This is a genomic window from Ciceribacter sp. L1K23, assembly GCF_018122705.1.
In the GTDB taxonomy this organism is placed as follows: domain Bacteria; phylum Pseudomonadota; class Alphaproteobacteria; order Rhizobiales; family Rhizobiaceae; genus Allorhizobium.
The window spans coordinates 544775-563477 of record NZ_JAGRRC010000002.1 but is presented as its reverse complement, the minus strand read 5'-3'; the positions used below and the strand labels follow the sequence as shown (position 1 = coordinate 563477).

General features: G+C 63.2%; 14 protein-coding genes. 7 read left to right on the top strand and 7 right to left on the bottom strand.

Going from position 1 to position 18703, the window contains the following annotated elements:
• Positions 1-41 precede the first annotated feature (41 nt).
• From J5J10_RS21600 to J5J10_RS21575, 6 genes are read left to right on the top strand one after another with little or no spacing between them, the layout of a single operon-like run.
• The gene (locus J5J10_RS21600; protein ID WP_211931695.1) at positions 42-908 is read left to right on the top strand and encodes a branched-chain amino acid ABC transporter permease; all 867 of its coding nucleotides are present in this window, start codon (positions 42-44) and stop codon (positions 906-908) included.
• A complete protein-coding gene (locus J5J10_RS21595) occupies positions 905-1846 on the top strand; it encodes a branched-chain amino acid ABC transporter permease (RefSeq protein WP_211931694.1) in 942 nt (313 codons plus the stop codon). The genes J5J10_RS21600 and J5J10_RS21595 overlap by 4 nt, the downstream gene beginning before the upstream one ends.
• The gene (locus J5J10_RS21590) at positions 1843-2571 is read left to right on the top strand and encodes an ABC transporter ATP-binding protein (RefSeq protein WP_211931693.1); all 729 of its coding nucleotides are present in this window, start codon (positions 1843-1845) and stop codon (positions 2569-2571) included. The genes J5J10_RS21595 and J5J10_RS21590 overlap by 4 nt, the downstream gene beginning before the upstream one ends.
• Positions 2564-3805 carry an ABC transporter ATP-binding protein gene (locus tag J5J10_RS22725; RefSeq protein WP_211931692.1) on the top strand — a complete coding sequence of 414 codons (1242 nt, stop codon included), beginning with the start codon at positions 2564-2566 and terminating at the stop codon, positions 3803-3805. Before J5J10_RS21590 ends, J5J10_RS22725 begins: the two co-directional genes overlap by 8 nt.
• A 12-nt stretch (positions 3806-3817) precedes the next feature.
• The gene (locus tag J5J10_RS21580; RefSeq protein ID WP_211931691.1) at positions 3818-5296 is read left to right on the top strand and encodes an aldehyde dehydrogenase family protein; all 1479 of its coding nucleotides are present in this window, start codon (positions 3818-3820) and stop codon (positions 5294-5296) included.
• A 23-nt stretch (positions 5297-5319) separates the two neighbouring features.
• Positions 5320-6876: a flotillin domain-containing protein gene (locus J5J10_RS21575; protein ID WP_211931690.1), complete on the top strand. Its 1557-nt coding sequence runs from the start codon at positions 5320-5322 to the stop codon at positions 6874-6876.
• Positions 6877-6900: 24 nt separating this feature from the next.
• On the opposite strand, the gene J5J10_RS21570 is transcribed toward J5J10_RS21575, so the two are convergent.
• The 7 genes from J5J10_RS21570 to J5J10_RS21540 all read right to left on the bottom strand — a co-directional run bounded on the left by J5J10_RS21570 (position 6901) and on the right by J5J10_RS21540 (position 17695).
• Entirely contained in the window at positions 6901-7818 is a 918-nt protein-coding gene (locus J5J10_RS21570) for a phosphotransferase family protein (protein ID WP_211931689.1), read from the bottom strand.
• Positions 7815-10232, bottom strand: a complete 2418-nt coding sequence (locus J5J10_RS21565; protein ID WP_211931688.1) for an FAD-dependent oxidoreductase — start codon at positions 10230-10232, stop codon at positions 7815-7817. Before J5J10_RS21565 ends, J5J10_RS21570 begins: the two co-directional genes overlap by 4 nt.
• 9 nt (positions 10233-10241) lie before the next feature.
• Complete coding sequence (locus J5J10_RS21560; protein ID WP_211931687.1) at positions 10242-12683, bottom strand: FAD-dependent oxidoreductase; 2442 nt, start codon at positions 12681-12683, stop codon at positions 10242-10244.
• Entirely contained in the window at positions 12680-13588 is a 909-nt protein-coding gene (locus J5J10_RS21555) for a choline kinase family protein (protein WP_211931686.1), read from the bottom strand. The genes J5J10_RS21560 and J5J10_RS21555 overlap by 4 nt, the downstream gene beginning before the upstream one ends.
• Positions 13585-15609, bottom strand: a complete 2025-nt coding sequence (locus J5J10_RS21550) for an ABC transporter permease subunit (RefSeq protein ID WP_211931685.1) — start codon at positions 15607-15609, stop codon at positions 13585-13587. Before J5J10_RS21550 ends, J5J10_RS21555 begins: the two co-directional genes overlap by 4 nt.
• Before the next feature lie 4 nt (positions 15610-15613).
• Complete coding sequence (locus J5J10_RS21545; RefSeq protein ID WP_211931684.1) at positions 15614-16630, bottom strand: betaine/proline/choline family ABC transporter ATP-binding protein; 1017 nt, start codon at positions 16628-16630, stop codon at positions 15614-15616.
• A gap of 99 nt (positions 16631-16729) precedes the next feature.
• The gene (locus J5J10_RS21540) at positions 16730-17695 is read right to left on the bottom strand and encodes an ABC transporter substrate-binding protein (RefSeq protein WP_211931683.1); all 966 of its coding nucleotides are present in this window, start codon (positions 17693-17695) and stop codon (positions 16730-16732) included.
• 247 nt (positions 17696-17942) lie between these two features.
• Between J5J10_RS21540 and J5J10_RS21535 the strand changes: the two genes are divergently transcribed.
• A complete protein-coding gene (locus J5J10_RS21535) occupies positions 17943-18698 on the top strand; it encodes a DeoR/GlpR family DNA-binding transcription regulator (RefSeq protein ID WP_211931682.1) in 756 nt (251 codons plus the stop codon).
• Positions 18699-18703: the final 5 nt, after the last annotated feature.

The window sequence follows — 18703 nt, the reverse complement described above, 5'->3', positions numbered from 1 at the left end:
GGAAGAGCCGCTCCCGGATAAACTTCGAACCGGGGATGGGCATGGATGTCATCGTCACCGGGCTGCTGTTGGGCGGAGCCTATGCGCTGATCGCAATGGGTCTCAACCTGCAATACGGCATGGCCCGCATCATGAATCTCGCGAACGGCGAAATGCTGGTCGCCGGAGGCTTCGTTGCCTTCTGGCTCTGGACCGGCAGCCAGATCAGTCCGCTGCTGTCGGTGTTTCTGGTGGCGCCGGTGGCGTTTGTGGTGAACTGGCTGATTTATATGATTTTCCTGAGACCGCTGGTGAAGCGCGCCAAGTCACGGGGCCAGCTGGAGGTGGATTCGATCCTCACGACATTCGGGCTGTCCTTCGTCGCCGTGGGTCTGATGCTGGCTGCCTTCGGGGGGGACTATTTCAGCTATTCCTATCTTTCGACGCCGGTCCACATTTTGGGCGATACCTATGGCGCAAACCGGCTGACCGCCTTCCTGGCGGCCGTGCTGATCTGCGGAGCACTCTGGATATGGCTTGCCCGCAGCCGTGCCGGTATGACGATCCGGGCCATAGCCGTCGCTCCGGAGAGTGCGCGGCTCGTCGGCATCGATGTCGGGCGTACCGCGGCGCTGGCGTTTGCACTCGGCGGGGCGGTGACTGCGACCGGCGGCGCGCTCATTTCGACCTTCCTGACTTTGGATGCCTCCACGGGCGTGATCTTCACGCTGAAGGCTCTCGTGATCGTCATCATGGGCGGCGTCGGCGACGTGCGCGGAACGATCGTTGCCGCACTGTTGCTCGGACTTCTGGAAACCTTCGTGGCGCGGGTGATCGATCCGGGCCTCACCCTAGCCGCTGCCTATCTGCTGTTCGTGGTCATTCTCCTGTTTCGCCCGCAGGGGCTGTTCGGGAGGCCGACGACATGAGCAGCCTGACTTTACGGGACTGGAAGAACCTCATTGCCTGCGCGATCGCACTTGCGGTCGCCGCCTGCCTTCCGTGGACTTCGGGCGCCTATGCGCTCAGCATCGGCGTGACCATTGCGATGTACACCGTGCTGGCAACGAGCTGGGCGCTGTTTTCCGGACCGACGCATTACATCTCGCTCGCGAGCGCGGCGTTCTTCGGGGTCGGCGCCTATGTCACTGGTATCGGCATCGAGTATTTGCCCTATTGGACGTTGCCGCCGATCGCGGCCGTTTTCGGCGCTGTCATGGCGGCGCTCGTCGGTCTCGCGACACTGCGCCTCTCCGGCGTCTATTTCGTCATTTTCACCCTGGGGCTGGCCGAGTTCGTCCGGCAGATCATCACCTGGAGCCAGAATATCTCGGGCACCAAGGGCATCTATGTCCTGACCTCGATCGGTGAGAAGCATATCTACTGGCAACTCCTCGCTTTGGCCGCGCTGGTGTGGCTGGTCGGCTGGCTGATCGCCCGATCGCGGCTCGGCTTCGCGCTGCGCATCATTGGCGATGACGAAGTGGTGGCGCGCCACTCCGGCATCGACACCGCCCGGGCAAAGATCCTGCTATTCATGCTGCCCGGCGCGGTGGCGGCGATGACGGGCGCTATTCTCGCGCCGCGCTACGTCTATATCGAGCCGGCGCTCGCCTTCTCGCCCATGCTGTCCTTCCAGGTGGTGATCATGGCGCTTCTCGGCGGAACAGGACGCCTCTGGGGTCCGCTCGTCGGTGTGATCCCGTTCACCTTCCTGTGGGAGGCGATCTCGGTGTCGTTCCCCAACCAGACGACGCTGCTGCTCGGTGTGTGTTTCCTGGTGATTGTCTATTTTCTGCCCAAGGGCTTCGTCGGCCTCATTGATGCCGGTCGCAGGAGGATGCAGGCAGGCGAGGCCACGACATGAACACGTTGTTGTCGCTTCGTGGCGTAACGAAACGTTTTGGCGGTCTGGTGGCTGTCAACCGGATGGATTTCGACGTCGCCGAACATCAGGTCCTCGGACTGATCGGCCCCAACGGGTCCGGCAAATCGACGACGATGAACCTCATTTCAGGCGCCTTTCCCGTCAGCTCGGGAGCGATCACCCTCCGCGGGCAACCGATAACAAGCCTGGCGGCCCAGGACATCGCACGGCGTGGCATTTCGCGGACATTCCAGTTGGTCAGGCTGCTGCCCTCAATGTCCGTGCTGGAAAACGTCAAGGCGGGCGCGGTATTCGGTCACCGCCGCCACTGGGGCGCCGACGCGGATGCGATCGCCGAAACCATGCTTGAGAAAGTGGGCCTTGCCGGGCGAGGGCACATGATGGTGGGGCAGTTAACCTATATCGACACCAAGCGCGTCGAGCTCGCCCGAGTGCTTGCGGCCGAGCCAAAGGTGCTGCTTCTCGACGAGTGGCTGGCCGGCCTCAATCCGACCGAGCTGGAGGAAGGTATCCGCCTGATCCGCGGACTGCGCGACGAAGGACGCACCATCCTGCTGGTGGAGCACGTCATGGACGCCATCCGCTCCCTTTGCGACCGATGCGTCGTCATGGCGGCCGGTACCAAGATCGCCGAGGGTACGCCGGCCGAGGTTCTCTCCGATCCGACCGTCATCCGCGCCTATCTGGGAGACGATGATGCTTGAGGTGAAGGGACTGAGTGTCGCCTACGGCCAGCACCGCGCGCTGGAGAACGTGTCGCTGAAGGTCGGGCGTGGCGAGATCGTCGTGATCCTCGGCGCCAACGGCGCCGGAAAGTCGACGCTGCTCAAGGCCGTCTCGGGCATCTGCGAAGGCAAGGTCGCGGGCACGGTCACGATGCAGGGGGCGGATATCCTCGGTCTCGCCGCCAACCGGATCGTTGATGAGGGCATCGCACTCGTTCCGGAGGGGCGCGGGGTGTTCGGCGATCTGACCGTTGCCGAGAACCTGAGGCTTGGCGCGCATGCCATGCGTGCCCGCGAGGACGAAGCCGGAAACCTGGACCGCTTGCTGCGCCTCTTTCCAAAGCTGCACGAGCGTCGCAACCAGGTGGTCCGCACCATGTCCGGCGGCGAGCAGCAGATGGTGGCGATCGGCCGGGCAATGATGTCCAGCCCCGCGCTGCTCATGCTGGACGAACCCTCGCTTGGGCTTTCGCCGCTGTTGTGCAAGGAGCTGTTCCTGGCGCTCAAAAACGTGCGCGACATGGGCATCGGCATCCTGCTTGTGGAGCAGAACGCACGGCAGAGCCTTGCGATCGCCGACCGGGGTTACCTGCTGGAAAACGGGCACATCATTCATGAGGGCAGGGCGCAGGACCTGCGCAACGACCCCGCCGTGCAGGCCGCCTACCTCGGCGGCGGGGTCGCGGCTGCAACGCGCAAGGAAAAGCAGTTCGTGGCGACACAGGTCGCTATGGCTTCGCCTCTTCAGCGCGCGAGTGAACCGACACCCGACAGCATCGCGGCCGCGGCGCTCGCTGCTGTGCAAAAGCCATCGCAACCATCCGCTATCGCGCCGCCAACGCCGAAGCGTGCGTCCGAGACGACGACGACCGTGCCACCGCCTCCACCGCTGGCCGCTACGCGTACGCCGCAGCCTGCACCATCGCCGTCACCGGCCATGCGTGGAACAGCCGATGCGCTGCTGAACGGCGTGTCGATCAGCGACCTGGTCGCCGAGGCGAGCCGAAAGAGCCGGGCCGAGCATGGGCATGCCGTCCCGACCACTCCGTCCCGAGTCGCTACCTATCGCACAGCCCCTACGCCCTACACCGGCGCTTCTCCTGCACTCGACGCCGGGGGCGCCAGCGATGATCGGCTGAAGGCCGTGTTGAAAGAAATCGAGGAGGCTGCTGCCCATGCCCGGGCGTGGCGCTCCGGTGCAAACCGAAACTGAGGAGACCACATCATGCTCGACGTCGTCACGTCCCCCACGCCCGCGGTCAGAGGCATGTTCATCGGCGGCCAATGGGTTCCGGCTGCCCGCACCTTCGAGGATCTCAATCCCTCGGACAATTCGGTCTACGCGCGTGTCCCGGACGGCTCGGCTGCTGACATGCGGCGCGCCATCGACGCCGCCCAGGCGGCCTTCGCCGACTGGTCCGGCCGGGCCTTCCACGAACGGGCCCATCTGCTGCTGAAGATCGCCGATGTGTGGGATCAGCGCAAAGCCGACTTCTGCGCTGCCGCGATGGCCGAAGGCGGCGGATGGAAGGGCAAGGGGTTGTTCGAGGCGGGTTACGTGGCCGAAGTCTTCCGCTCGGCTGCGGCGCTCTGCTACCAGTCGATCGGTGACGTGCTGCCGTCCGAACACCACAAGTTCATGATGGCGACCCGGTTTCCGCTCGGCGTGGTCGGCGTCATCAGCCCCTGGAACATGCCGGGCATCCTCACATCGCGCGGGTTCGCCGCGGCGCTGGCCGTCGGCAATACCATCGTACTGAAACCTTCAGAGGATACGCCCTATTCCGGCGGCCTATACTTCGCAGAGATCCTCGAGGAAGCCGGGATTCCGGCGGGTGTCTTCAACGTGGTGACCTGCTCGCGCGACAGTGTCGGCGAGGTGGGCGACGAAATGATCGGCAATCCGAAGGTCAAGGCGATCAGCTTCACCGGTTCGACCGCGGTCGGACGCCAGATCGCCGCCAAATGCGGTGCCTATCTCAAGAAGGTCTGCGTGGAACTCGGCGGCAAGGATTCGATGATCCTGCTTGAAGACGCCGATCTCGATGCGGCCGCACGGGCCGCGAATTTCGGCAGCTTCATGCATCAGGGGCAGGTTTGCATGTCGACCGAAAAGCTTCTCGTGCACGAGAAGGTCTACGAACCCTTCATGGAACGTTTCCTGGCACGGGCGCGCAAGCTCAAGACCGGACACACCAACGACCCGTCCAACGTCATCGGCCCGCTGGTGAATTCCCGCCAGGCCCAGCGCGTCAAAGCGCTAATCGACGATGCCGTTGCCAAGGGGGCGAAGGTCGAGCTCGGCGGCCGCGCCTGGGACAACTTCATCGAGCCGACCGTGCTGACCCACGTCAACAGCTCAATGAACATCTGGCACGACGAGACCTTCGGTCCCGTCGTCGTCGTCTGCCAGTTCCGCAACGATGGGGAAGCCGCAGCGCTCAACAACGACACGGAGTATGGGCTGACGGCCGCCGTCTGGTCGAAGGACGAGGCGCGGGCGCTCAGGTTGGCCGAGCGGCTGGAAACTGGCATCTGCCACGTGAACTGCCAGAACATCAACGACGAGCCGCACGTGCCGTTCGGCGGAACGAAGGCTAGCGGTGTGGGACGGTATGGCGGCCGCTGGTCGCTGGATGCCTTCACCGAGCTCCGCTGGATCACGCTCGATCGCGGCGGGCGCCATTTTCCGCCCCAGTTCTGACCGGCAGGCGAAAGGACAACACCATGAACGCTTTGGGCTGGATCATTCTTCTTCTTGTTGTCGCGGCTGTCATCATCGTGCTCGCGGCTTCGTTCTACCAGCGTGCCTCTAACGAGGTTAGCCTTGTCCGAACGGGTATCGGTGGTCGAAAGGTGGTGATCGATGGCGGAACGCTGGCGATCCCGTATTTTCACGAGGTTGGCCGCGTCAACATGCAGACGCTCAGGATGGACGTATCGCGCACCGGCGAGAGCGCCCTGATCACCAAGGATCGGATGCGCATCGATGTCGGCGCCGAATTCTATACCTCGGTCATTCCCGAGGAGGCCGCTGTGGTGCGAGCCTCCCAGACGCTGGGCCGGCGGACCTTCCAGGCAGACCAGCTGAAGTCGTTGATCGAGGGGATGATGGTGGATGCGCTGCGTTCGGTGGCGGCGCTGATGAGCATGGACGAGCTTCACGAAAACCGGGGCGAGTTCGTCCGACAGGTACATGAATCTCTTTCCGGCACGCTCTCGAAATACGGGCTCCAGCTCGACAGCGTCTCGCTGACATCGCTCGACCAGACGCCATTCTCCGCGCTTGACGAGAACAATGCGTTCAACGCGGTCGGAATGCGAAAGCTGGCGGAGGTGATCGCCAAGTCCAAGAAGGAGCGGGCGGAGATCGAGGGCGAAAGCCAGGTCAGCGTGCGGCGTGCGGAGGTCGATTCCAACCGGCGCAAGCTGGAGATCGAGCTCGAGCAGCGCCGGGCCGAAATTCAGCAGACGCAGGAAATCGAGCTGCTGCTCGCCCAGCAACTGGCCGAGGTGGCACGCCGCAAGGCCGAGGCTGAAGCCGCGGCGGCCGAAGCAAGGATCAACATGGAACGGGCGATCCAGACCGCGTCGCTGGCGCGCGAGCAGGTCGTTCGCGAGGCCGAGATCAACCAGGCGCGCGCGCTGCAAATCGCCGAGCAGGAGCAAGCCATCCTGATCGCGGCCAAGAGCCAGGAGGAAAGCCGCGCAAAGGCGGATGCCACGGAGGCGCGCGTTGCCGTGATCACGGCTGAAGAAAACCTGGCGACGCTGAGCCAGGTCGCAGAAGCGGAGCGGCGCAAGAGGCTGGCCATGATCGCCGCCGAACAGGAAGCGGAAGCGCAGGCGGTCCGCGTCAGGATCACGTCGGAGAGCGATCAGGTCGCGGCCAAGGTCCGCGGTGTCATCCGCCGCGAGGAAGCGGAGACGCTCCGCGTCATGAAAACTGCCGAGGCTGACGGAGAGGCCGCACGGATCAAGGCCGAAAACAGCCGTTCGCCGGAGCTCGCCGCCATGGAGATGGAGAAGGCGCGTCTTGCCGCGCTGCCCGCGATCATCTGCGAGATGGTCAAGCCGGCGGAGAAGATCAAGGGCATCTCGATCAACCACATAAGCGGCCTCGGACGGACCGGGGAGGGCGCGGACCGACTGCCGTCTCCCGTCGACCAGACGGTTGGCTCCATACTCGACATGGCGGTGAGCCTTCCCGTGATGAAGAAGCTCGGCGAGACCCTGGGCGTCAACCTGGAGGGTGTCATTCCGGACGAGCGCGGCAAGATCTGAGGCGAAGGTCTGCCGTCGCGAACGTCAAGCGCCTTTTGCGACGGCCGCGACCGACCTGGCAAAGTCCGGTGTCGCCATCAGCGCGCGGCAGCGGGCGAAGCGGCCATCGGCATAGGCACGAAAGTCATCGGCCGGATTGTCGTTGGCGAGCTGGATGAGGCCCCAGAGGGTCCAGAGCAGGTCGCACATCGCCTTGTAGATGACGATGCGGCCGCGTTCGGCTGCGGAGGGTTCGCCGCCGAAATAAGCGCTGATCATCTCCTCTTCCTGCTCCGGGCCGAAGCCGCCCTCGACGCAGAGGTCGCCAAGATCCCACATCGGGTCGTTCATACCGGAATATTCCCAGTCGACGATCCACATGCGCTCGCCGGTGTCGAGAAAGTTCTCGCATAGCGGGTCGCAGTGGCAGGCGACGTTCGGCAGAGGGTGGGCGGCCAGCGCTGCACGGACGCTTTCCGCCTCCCTGAGGACATCGTGGTAGCCCTCGGGCAGGTCGACGTCCTTGGTGGACAGAACGCCGAGATAGCTGTCGATCATTGAAAACAGTTCGAAACGGGCCGGGAAGACGGCGCCGCTGTCGTGCAGCTTGCGGAATGCCTTTCCGGCTCTGGCCGGGGCGCCCTTGATCGACCGGAACCGTTCGGGGGTCATGGTAATCGCACCATCCACGAAGCGGGAGACGAAGATCCCGGATGAGGCATCGGCGTACAGGATTTCGGGACCCACCCTGGAGCGGGCGACCGCTTCCGTCGCCGTCATCTCGTTTGCCCGGTCGATATATTCCTCCGTGCCTTTTCCGGGAATGCGCAGGCAATAGTCGCCGATACGGAACACGAGATTCGTCAGGCCGCCGAGACGCTCGATCGGGCCATCATGGTTCGCCAGCAGCGGGATGGTTTTCAGCGTCTGGCGTGCAAATGCAATCTCGGCGTTTTCGCTCATGCCTTCAGCCTCTCCATCTTGGGATCGTAGAGGGTACGTGCGCCCCGGCGCGCCTGGTAGGTCCTGCCGAAGGCTTCGATCTGGAACTCCGTGTCACCGGCAATCTCCGTCGGCAGGTAGCCGAAGGCGATCGTCTTGCCGAGCGTATAGCCGTAACCGGTGCTGGCCGTGGAACCGACAACCTTGCCGTCAAGCATCACCGCTTCGCCGCCGTGGAAGGGTGCGAAGCCGTCGACGGTGTAGGAGACAAGCTTGCGCTTCACACCCTCCGCCTTGATAGCCGCCAATGCATCGCGGCCTATGAATTCCCCCTTATTCAGGGCTACGCAGAACCCAAGCCCTGCCTCGTAGGGGTTGTAGTCGGGCGTGATATCGCCGGACCAGTAGAGATAGCCTTTCTCCATGCGGGCCGCGTCGATGGCACGGTAGCCGACATCGGCGATACCGAACGGTTCGCCGGCTGCCTTCAGCGTGTCGTAGACGTGAGCGGCGTATTCCTGGTCGATGTAGAGTTCGTAGCCGAGTTCGCCGACATAGCCGATGCGCACGGCGAGCGCACTCGCCCCGCCGATCTCGATCCGCCGGGCCGCGAGGAAGGGAAAGGCCTCGTTGGAAAGATCGTCGTCGGAAACGCTTTGCAGGATGTCCCGGGCGCGGGGGCCGCAGATGTTCAACGTGGCGAAACGGTTGGTCACGTCACGAAGACCGATGCCCGGAGGCAGGTGACGGGCAACCCAGTTGCCGTCGCGCACGCCGAAACCGGAGCCGGTGATCAGGTATAGGAGGTCATCGGCAACATGGACGATGGTGACATCAGCCTCGATGCCGCCGCGCTCGTTGCACAGCTGAGTGTAGACTGCCTTTCCGCCCGGCCCCGAGAGATCATTGGCGGCTATCCTCTGCATAGCCTGCAATGCGCCGTGGCCGCTGATCTCGAATTTCGAGAAGGAGGACTGGTCGATGAGCGCTGCGCGTTCACGGATCGCCTTGACTTCTTCTCCGACGGTATCGAACCAGTTCGGCTTACCCTCGAAAGATGGAACATCCTTCCCATCCGAGCCAGCAGGCGCGAACCAATTGGGGCGCTCCCAGCCGAACTTGGAGCCGAAGACAGCGCCGTTCCTTGCCAGCGTATCGTGCAGCGGCGAACGGCGAAGGCCTCGGATGGCGTGGGCTTCCTCGCCCGGCCAATGAACCTTGTAGTATGCGCCGTAAGCCTCGATGGCGCGCTCTTCCAGATAGCGCCCCTGCGCGTGAACAGCGCCAAACCGGCGAACGTCGAACGGCCAGAGGTCCATGCCGGCGTCGCCGTGCAGGATGAGATTGGAGAGTGCCATGCCCGCGCCTCCCGATGCCGCGATACCCGCGGTAAAGCCGCAGGCGACGTAGAAGTTGTCGAGCTCGGGAGCGAGGCCCATGATCGGTTCGCCGTCGAATGATACGGGGATCGGGCCGTTGATCACGGTCTGGATGCCGATTTCGTTGAGGGCCGGGATGCGTGTTGCCGTCGGCAAGGCAAAGAGCTCCAGCCGTTCCCAGTTCGGCTCGAAGAGTTCGCGGCCGAAATCGAGCGGCGGCTTTCCGCGCCAGCAACCTTTGGTGCCGTCTTCCCAACCGCCGATGGCGAAAGAACCGGTGTCCGGTTTCAGATAAAAATTGTTGTCCGGATCGCGCAGCGTTGTGAGGTCCGGCGGCAGGGTCAGCTTCTTCTCGGTGAGGAAATACTGGTGTTCCACCACGCCCGCCGCCAGCGGCACGCCGGCCATCTCGCCGACGCGCTTGGCCCAGAGACCGGCACAGTTGACGAGAATATCGCAGGATATGGTTCCGCCGTTCGTCACCACGCCGACAGCGCGGCGGTTCTCGATGACGATCTCTTCGACGGTGACGCCTTCCTCGATCTTCGCGCCGTTCATACGCGCGCCCTTCGCATAGGCCATGGTCAAAGAATAGGGATCTATGTATCCGTCTCCGGGAATGAACGCGGCGCCCTCTATGCCGTCCTTGACGATATACGGGAAACGGCTCGCGGCTTCCTCGGCAGAGAGGGAATAGCATTCGACGCCGAAGCTTTTCGCCTGCGTCATCGAGCGGCGTATCTCGCTCCAGCGGTCCGGGCTGCCGGCGAGCCTCAGCGACCCGACCTTCTTCCAGGCGATGTGCTGTCCCGTTTCCTCTTCCAGCCGATCGAAGACCGCGACGGAATTCTGCATGAGACGGGTGAGGTTGCGCTTGCCGCGAAGCTGGCCGACGAGGCCTGCCGCATGCCAGGTGCAGCCGTGTGTGAGCATGGCCTTTTCGACCAGCAGCACCTCTTTTGCCCCGTCGCGGGCGAGGTGGTAGGCGACGGAGGTGCCGATGGCACCGCCTCCGATGATCAGGATATGGACGTGGCGATCCGCACGAAATGACATGTCGAAACCTCAGGCCTTGATCTTGTCCATGGCCGGATCGAACATCGGCCCGAAGTGAATGGTCGCCGGCGTTTTTTCCGCCGCGACGACGAGTTCGTAGATGCCGGTCGACAGATAATCGTCGCTCACACCGTCCGGATTGCGGACATAGCCGTAACCGATGTTCTTGCCGAGCGTGTAGCCATAGCCGCCGCTGGTCAGGTACCCCACCGGCTCGCCGTTTCTGAGGATGGTTTCGCGACCGGCGAGCACGATCGACGGATCATCGACGGTGAAGCCCATCAGGCGTTTCTTCAGCGGCTGACCGGCAAGAGTTTCGAGGGCGCGGCGGCCGAGGAAGTCGGTGTTCTTGCGCAGCTTCACGGCCCAACCGAGGCCCGCCTCGAATGGTGTGTCGTTGGGGGTAATGTCCGAGCTCCAGGCGCGGTATCCCTTCTCCAGACGCAGCGATTCCAGAGCGCGGTAGCCGATGGGGCGTATGTCGTGTGGTTTGCCGGCCTCCATCAGGGCCTCATAGACCTTGCCGAGCGCTGCAATCGGGATGTGCAGCTCCCAACCCAGTTCGCCGACGTAGGTGACGCGCAACGCCCGCACGGTGGCGCCGGCGATCGGGATTTCGCGAACATGGCCGAAGGGGAAGGCGGCGTTCGATACATCCGCTGAGGTGACGGCGGCGAGCACATCGCGGGCTTTCGGCCCCATCAGCGAGAGCGTGCCCCACTGCTCGGTAATGTCGGTGAGAGTGCAGTCGAGGCCGTCCGGAATATGGTCGGCTATCCATCCGAAATCGTGCGTGCGGAAGCCAGTGCCGGTGACGATGTAGAAGGTTTCGTCGGCGATACGGGCAACGGTGATATCGGCCTCGATGCCACCACGGGTGTTTAGAAGCTGCGTGTATGTAAGTCGGCCGACCGGCTTGGAGACATCGTTGGCACAGATCCAGTCTAACGCCTTCATGGCGTCGGGACCGGTCAGTTCGTATTTCGAGAAGGACGACTGGTCAAAGACGCCAACCGCCTCACGCACATGGCGGTGTTCGTCGCCGACCGGCTCGAACCAGTTCTGCCGGCCCATGGAGTAGATGTCCTTTGGCTCCATGCCCGTGGGCGCGAACCAATTGGGGCGCTCCCAGCCGAGCTTGGAACCGAAAACGGCGCCGGAGGCCTTCAGGCGGTCGTAGAGGGGCGAGACGACACGCGGACGGCCGCTTTCGTATTCCTCGTGCGGGAAGCCGATCGTGTAGTGCTTACCATAAGCCTCCACCGTCCGGTCGCAGACCCATTGGCGGTCGCGGTGCATGCCGGCGAAGCGTCTGATATCGACGACCCAGAGATCGAGCGGTGCCTCGCCGTCGATCACCCATTGCGCCAATACCCAGCCCGCCCCACCACCGGAGGCGATGCCGAAGGCGTTGAACCCGGCGCCGACGAACATGTTCTTGCATTCGGGCGCGACGCCCAGGATGAAATTGCCATCCGGCGTGAAGCTCTCAGGGCCGTTGATCATCTGCTTGACGCCGACATTCTCCAGCGCCGGCACGCGCTCGATCGCCTGCATCATATGCTGTTCGAAGTGATCGAAGTCGTCATCGAACAGGCGGAAGGCCCAGTCGTTCGGGAGATCGCCGGTCAACCAGGGCTGCGGATTCGGCTCGTAACCGCCCATGACAAGGCCTCCGACCTCTTCCTTGAAATAGGTGCGGCGGTCCGGATCGCGGATCGTCGGGGCGTCGGTCGAGAGACCGTCGATCTTCTCGGTGATGATGTACTGGTGCTTGACCGCCTGCAGCGGCACGTTGATGCCGGCCATGTCGCCGACCTGGCGAGCCCATTGGCCGGCGCAGTTGACGACCTTTTCGCAGGACACGTCGCCTTCGCTGGTCTTCACAGCCGTGATACGGCCGTCCTTCATCTCGAAACCGGTCACCTGAACGTTCTCGACGATCTTCGCGCCGTGCATGCGGGCGCCTTTGGCAAGCGACTGGGTAATATCGGAGGGGCTGGCCTGTCCGTCGGTCGGCAGCCAGCTGGCGCCGACGAGATCGTCGACGTTCATCAGCGGCCACATCTTCTTCACCTCTTCGGGCGAGACGAGATGCATGTCCATGCCGAAGCTGCCGGCGGTGGTGGCCAGGCGCTTGAACTCCGTCCAGCGGTCCTGGTTGGTGGCAAGCCGCAGGCAGCCGGTCATCTTCCAGCCGGTCGCCAGTCCGGTCTCCGCCTCGAGACCCTCGTACAGCTCGACGGAGTATTTCAGCACGCGCGTGATCGAAGCGGAGGAACGAAGCTGGCCGACGAGACCGGCCGCGTGCCAGGTGGAGCCTGATGTCAGCGTGCCCTGTTCGATCAAAAGCACGTCGGCCTTGTGGTCCTTCGCCAGGTGATAGGCTGTCGAGCAGCCGATGATGCCGCCGCCGATGACGACGATCTGGGCATGAGAGGGCAGGGTCATGACGAGTGTTTCCCGTAGACTGAGTAGTAGTGGTCGAGCGCTTCTTGGAGGCGCGTGAGGTTTTCGGCGGTGTAGCCGACGTAGTCGGCGCCTGGCGCGTTGAGGTAGAGTTCGGAGGTCATGCTCCACATCGCCTCGCGCAGCAGCGAGGCACATTGCATCGCGGCCATTGAACGACGGATCTCAGCGGAGGGTTCGCCACCGAAATAGGCAGTTAGAAATTCCTCCGATTGATCGGGTGTCAGCCCCGCATTGGATGTCGCGCCCGCGAGGTCGAACATCGCCGTCGAGAAGCCGGCATATTCGAAATCGATCAGCCACAGCTTTTCGCCATCATCCAGAATGTTCGAAGGCAAAAGGTCATTGTGGGCGAAGACGATCGGCAGCGGCGCCTGTACGGCTTCAAGTTCCTCGGCAAGAACCAGATAGCGGGCGAGTTCGGGGATCATGCGGCTGCCCCCGGCCTGCAGCGTGCGAGCGTAGTCACGCACGACGTGAAACGGCCAGAACATGAAACCGGCGCCGGACACGTGGCGCGGCATCTCCTTGTGAAACCGCCGCAGCAAAAGCGCCACGCGCTGACGCTCGGCAGCCACATCATCGCCGGCAAAGGTCCTCGCCTGGACGAAAGCCGAGACCATGATGCCGGGCTCCGCATACTCCACCTTCGGGGCAAAGCCGGCCTCGTGGGCGGCACGGGCGGTCATCAGTTCACGATTGCGATAGACCTGGTGAAACGGATAGTCGGTGCCGAAGCGGACGACATGGCGGCCCGAGGCATCACGAACGACGAAGCTCTCGTTGCTGAGGCCACCCTTGAGGACGGCAATCTCGATTGCGCCGTTCCAGCAGGGCAGGGCGGCGATTCGATCCTCCATATCAGGGTTGGGTACATGATTGCTCATGCGATCCGCTCCCTGACCCGCGCCGCGCCGGCTGAAATCAGCCGGTCGGCAATGATTGCGATGAAAGCGACGGCAAGCCCGGCGACCAGGCCACGGCCCGTGTCGGCTTTGGTGAGCGCTATATAGACTTCCTGGCCGAGATCTCGGGTGCCGACGAGCGCGGTGATCACCAGCATCGACAGGGCGAACATGATTGTCTGGTTCAGCCCGAGCATGATTTCGGGAAGGGCGAGTTTCAGCTTGATATTGGTAAGGATCTGCCAGGGCGTGCAGCCCATGGCGCGACCGGCCTCCACGACCTTCGGGTCGACACGCTGGATGCCCAGCACGGTATAGCGTATGGCCGGCGCGACGGCGTAGGCGACGATGGCGATCAGGGCGGTGAAGTCGCCGACCCGGAACAGCATAACGGCCGGCATCAGGTAGACGAAAGATGGCAAGGTCTGGAGCGTGTCGATCACCACCTGCAGCCAGCGCCAGAGCCGGTCGCGTTCAGCCGCGAGAATGCCGATAGGGATGCCGATGAGGCTGGCAATGACGACCGCGATGCCGCAGAGGTAGACGGTCACCATCGCTTTTTCCCACTGGCCGGTGGCGGCTATGAGAAAAGACAGGAGGCCGGTCAGGAGTGCCAGCCGAATGCCACCGAGCCGGTAACCGGCAAGCGCCAGCATGGCGACCACGCCGACCCAGGGCAGTTCGGCGAGAAAGCGTTTGAACGGCACCAGCAGGTGCAGCAGCAGTGTCGTGCGGATCGCCTCCAACGCATCGAAGAAGTTGACATTGATCCACTTGACGACCTCGTTCCAGAAGGTGCCGGTCGAGAGCGTGAGGCTATCGGGCAGTGTCGCCAGTGCGGGGGAGATCAGGCTTCCCAGCAGGCCGAGACCGATGACGGCAAGCGACGCGGACAGGTAGGGATGGCGCTGAACGAGGCCTTGGTCGGTTGCTGAAGTCGTCGCAGGAACAGAGGCTTTCCTGGCGAAAGCCTGACTCAGCCGGTCGAGGGCGACGGCAAGTGCAACAATCGCGAAGCCTGCCTCGAAACCCGCACCGATATCGAGGCGGCGGAGGGCGGCGAGCACGTCGAAGCCGAGGCCGCCGGCGCCAATCATCGAGGCGATGATCACCATGTTGAGCGAGAGCATGATGACCTGGTTGACGCCGACCATCAGCGCATCGGCTGCCGAGGGGACCATCACTTTCCAAGTCATCTGGCGGCGCGAGCAGCCGACCATGTGGCCGAGGTCACGAATTTCGGACGGCACGGCGCGCAGCCCGAGGATGGTGATCCGGACCATGGGAGGCATGGCGTAGATGAGCGTGCCGACGATGGCTGCCGTCGGGCCGAAGCCGAAGAAGAAGAGGATCGGCACGAGATAGGCGAAGATCGGGATGGTCTGCATCAGGTCGAGCAGCGGTGTGATGGCCCGTTCGAAGAGCGGCCAGCGATAACCGGCAAGGCCGAGCAGCAGGCCGAGGATCACCCCGATCGGAACGGCGACGAGGATCGAGGCCAGCGTGACCATGGCGCTCGTCCATTGTCCGAAGAGGGCGAGGAATCCGAAGCAGATCACCACCAGCGCGGCCAGTTTGCGGCCGCCGGCGTAATATCCGAGGAGACCAACGAGAACGATGACACCGAGGAACGAGATCGGCGGCACGATCTGGACTGCGGCCGATCCTTGTCCCGACAGGAACCCGGTCGAGAGCAGACTGAGAGCGAGGGTGTAGGGAATATCGATCAGTGCCGCGATGAAACGGGTGAAATCGGTGAAGGTGAAGAGGCCGAAGCTTGCTTCGTTCACCAGCCATTTCATCCACTGGCTGATATGACGCGCGGCCGGGAGCTGCCATGCGCGCGGGTAGTCGAAGGCCCATTTGCCGATCGATGGTCCAAGCCACCAGGCAAGCGCGACAAGGATGCCGGTGATGGTCAGGACAATCGTCGAGGCACGACCGGACCTCGGTGATCTGGAGATTGGGACCGGATCGAGAACCTGGGCTGACAGTTCGCTCATCGGCTCAGCCCTGCATCATCACGTCGATAACGTCGGCGCGTCGCAGAAGACCAACCGGTTGGTCTGTTGCATCGACCACTCCCACGACCTCACCGGCATTTGCGAAGAGGGGAGCAGCTTCCGATACGGACGCAGTCTGGCTGATGGTGATCGCCGGCAATGAAGTTGCAAGGGGGTGCATCAGGGACGAGACCTTGATCACCTTTGAACGGGCCACGTTTCGGGTGAATTCGGCGACGTAGTCGGTCGCCGGCGCGAGAACTAGCTCTTCCGGCGTGCCGGCCTGGACGATCTCGCCATCCTTCATGATCGCGATGCGGTCGGCAAGACGAATGGCCTCGTCGAAATCGTGGGTGATGAAGACGATGGTCTTCTTGAGCACCGATTGCAGTCGCATGAACTCGTCCTGCATTTCGCGGCGGATCAACGGGTCGAGGGCCGAGAAGGGCTCATCCAGGAACCAGAGCTCCGGCTCGACCGCAAGCGAGCGGGCGATGCCGACGCGCTGTTGCTGGCCGCCCGAGAGTTGGCGCGGAAAGACATCTTCCTTGCCCGCCAGTCCGACGAGTTCGATCATGCGACGCGCGCGCTCTTCACGCTTTGCCCGGTCGATGCCCTGAACCTCGAGCGGGAAGGCCACATTGTCGAGGACGGTCAGGTGCGGCAGCAGCGCGAAGTGCTGGAAGACCATGCCCATCTGGTGGCGGCGGATTTCGATCATCCGCGCTTCGCTCGCGGCGAGCAGGTTTTCGCCGTTGAAAAGGATTTCACCTGATGTCGGCTCGATCAGCCGAGACAGGCAGCGGACCAGCGTGGACTTGCCGGAGCCGGACAGTCCCATGATGACGAATATCTCGCCGGTTCTGACCTCCAGATTGACATCCCTGACGGCGCCGACAAGGCCGGCGCGGGCCAGTTCCTCAGGGTTCGGCTTGCCGCCGGCGGCGCCCACGGCTTCCCGTGCGCCTGCGCCGAATATCTTCCAGACATTGCGGCAGACGAGTTTGGCTTCAGTCGACATGACATTTCCGCTGGATGGCAGGACGATTGGCCCGTCGGGGCCGCAGGAAAAGACGATCACCCGCGCCGAGGGAGTGCGCGGGTGACCGCAACCAGCTTGTTACTTCTTGATCCACTCCGACCAGCGGGCCTCATTGGCGCCGATCCATTCGGCGACAACATCCTCGACCTTCTTGCCGTCGAGATCGACCTCGGTGATCATCGCGCCCATTTCGTCGTTGTTGATGTTGAACGCCTTGATGGCCTCGTAGGCGCCTGGCCACTTGTCCTTTACGCCGGACCAGCCGACCTTCCAGATCGGGCCGAAGGGCTTGCCGCAATCATAGGCCATGTCCGGGTTCGATCCCCAGGCCGGATCCTCGTAGCATTCCTTCGTGTATTCCGGGAATTCCACCCACTCGCCCTTGTACTTGGCGGGTGCCCAGTGCGGCGCATAGATCCAGAGCAGGATGGGCGCCTGGCGCTGATAGGCGCTTTCCAGTTCCGCGAACAGGGCTGCGTCGGTTCCGGCGTGGACGACCTCGAAGGGTAGATCGAGCGCTTCCACGCGTTCGTCATCGAACCCGCCCCAGGTGACAGGACCGCCGAGATAGCGGCCCTTGGGGGCGGTTTCAGCCGTCGAGAAGGCTTCGGCGCAGGCTTCATCCTTCAGTGCTTCCCAGTTCGGCAGACCGGGGCACTTTTCCTTCATGTATTCCGGGAACCACCATTCTTCCTTGGCCTGCATGCCTGTTTCGCCAAGGTTCTCCACCTTGCCGGTGGCGGTGGCGGCATCCATGGCCTCGCGGCCCGTCGTTTCCCAGATTTCCATGGCGACGTGGAGGTCGCCGGACTCGAGCCCGGCGAATTGCGCGAGGTAGTCGGCCTGTACATATTCGACGGAATAGCCCGCCTTTTTCAGCACCTCACCCATGATTTGCGTGGTGATCAACTGACCGGTCCAGTCGTGCAGCGTCAGTTTGATCGGATCGGTGGATTCCTGAGCAAAGGCCGGACCGGTCAGGGCGACGCCTGATAGGAAGAGGGCTGTTGCGGCAATTCTCGGCAGGCGGACAAGATCAAGCATTCGAGTTCTCCCAGTAGAGCCCGTTGAAGATGTTGGATCTGGCAAGACACCCGCTCGTCGTTCCCCGTACTTTTCGTATCTCGTGGACGAGGGTGCATGCAGGCAGTCTCGTGCGAGAGCGCTTGGCTTGTCAATCGCATTTTGTGGTTTTTTGTGTTTTTATGCCCGAATATGCCGCTATTGGTTGCGGCGTGCTTCGGGCTTGAGTATTGAGAGCAAGACAAACACCCTGCGGAGCATGACAGGAATGGGCCCCTCGAAACGCCACAGAGACATTCTCCGGCTGCTGGAGCAGGATGGGACGGTCGCCATCGCGGAGCTCGCCCGAAAACTCAACGTGTCGCTTGAAACCGTTCGCCGCGATATCCGGCCGCTCGCCGGCAATGGCAGTGTGGTCAAGATGCACGGCGCCGTCAGCCTGCCGTCCATCGTTGGCGAGGCGCCGTTCGAAAAACGCATGCGGGAAAACAGCGAGGCGAAGAAGGCGATTGCCGCTGCGGTGGCGCGGACCATCCGCGATGGCGATTCCATCATGATGGACACCGGCACGACGACGAGCTTCCTCGCGCGCGAACTGCTTGGCCATCGCCGTCTCACGGTCGTCACCAATTCCTCCGACGTTGCCCGGACGCTGGCGACGGTCAACGACAACCGGGTCTATATGGCCGGCGGCGAGTTGCGCAGCGACAATGGTGCGGCGTTCGGCACCACCGCCATCGATTTCGTTGGCCGCTTCACGGTCACCCATGCGGTGATCTCAACGGGTGCGGTAAACACCGACGGCATGATGGACTACGACCTCGAGGAGGCCGAGTTCGCCCGCATGGTCCTGACGCGGGGGCAGCGGGCGCTGGTTGTGACCGACCACAGCAAGTTTGGCCGTCAGGGGCTTGTGAAGGTGGCCGGCTTTGACGCCGTCACCGAACTGGCGACAGACAAGGCACCGCCGTCCGACATCGCCGAGGCATTGCGGACAGCGGGAGCCGAGCTTTTGCTCGCCTGAGAGCT

Bases quoted from the DNA above. Each gene is read 5' to 3' on its own strand.
- J5J10_RS21595 (WP_211931694.1), top strand. From the start codon at position 905: ATGAGCAGCCTGACTTTACGGGACTGGAAGAACCTCATTGCCTGCGCG.
- J5J10_RS21565 (WP_211931688.1), bottom strand. From the start codon at position 10,232: ATGTCATTTCGTGCGGATCGCCACGTCCATATCCTGATCATCGGAGGC.
- J5J10_RS21575 (WP_211931690.1), top strand. From the start codon at position 5,320: ATGAACGCTTTGGGCTGGATCATTCTTCTTCTTGTTGTCGCGGCTGTC.
- J5J10_RS21600 (WP_211931695.1), top strand. From the start codon at position 42: ATGGATGTCATCGTCACCGGGCTGCTGTTGGGCGGAGCCTATGCGCTG.
- J5J10_RS21545 (WP_211931684.1), bottom strand. From the start codon at position 16,630: ATGTCGACTGAAGCCAAACTCGTCTGCCGCAATGTCTGGAAGATATTC.
- J5J10_RS21535 (WP_211931682.1), top strand. From the start codon at position 17,943: ATGGGCCCCTCGAAACGCCACAGAGACATTCTCCGGCTGCTGGAGCAG.
- J5J10_RS21570 (WP_211931689.1), bottom strand. From the start codon at position 7,818: ATGAGCGAAAACGCCGAGATTGCATTTGCACGCCAGACGCTGAAAACC.
- J5J10_RS21560 (WP_211931687.1), bottom strand. From the start codon at position 12,683: ATGACCCTGCCCTCTCATGCCCAGATCGTCGTCATCGGCGGCGGCATC.
- J5J10_RS21580 (WP_211931691.1), top strand. From the start codon at position 3,818: ATGCTCGACGTCGTCACGTCCCCCACGCCCGCGGTCAGAGGCATGTTC.
- J5J10_RS21590 (WP_211931693.1), top strand. From the start codon at position 1,843: ATGAACACGTTGTTGTCGCTTCGTGGCGTAACGAAACGTTTTGGCGGT.
- J5J10_RS22725 (WP_211931692.1), top strand. From the start codon at position 2,564: ATGCTTGAGGTGAAGGGACTGAGTGTCGCCTACGGCCAGCACCGCGCG.
- J5J10_RS21555 (WP_211931686.1), bottom strand. From the start codon at position 13,588: ATGAGCAATCATGTACCCAACCCTGATATGGAGGATCGAATCGCCGCC.
- J5J10_RS21550 (WP_211931685.1), bottom strand. From the start codon at position 15,609: ATGAGCGAACTGTCAGCCCAGGTTCTCGATCCGGTCCCAATCTCCAGA.
- J5J10_RS21540 (WP_211931683.1), bottom strand. From the start codon at position 17,695: ATGCTTGATCTTGTCCGCCTGCCGAGAATTGCCGCAACAGCCCTCTTC.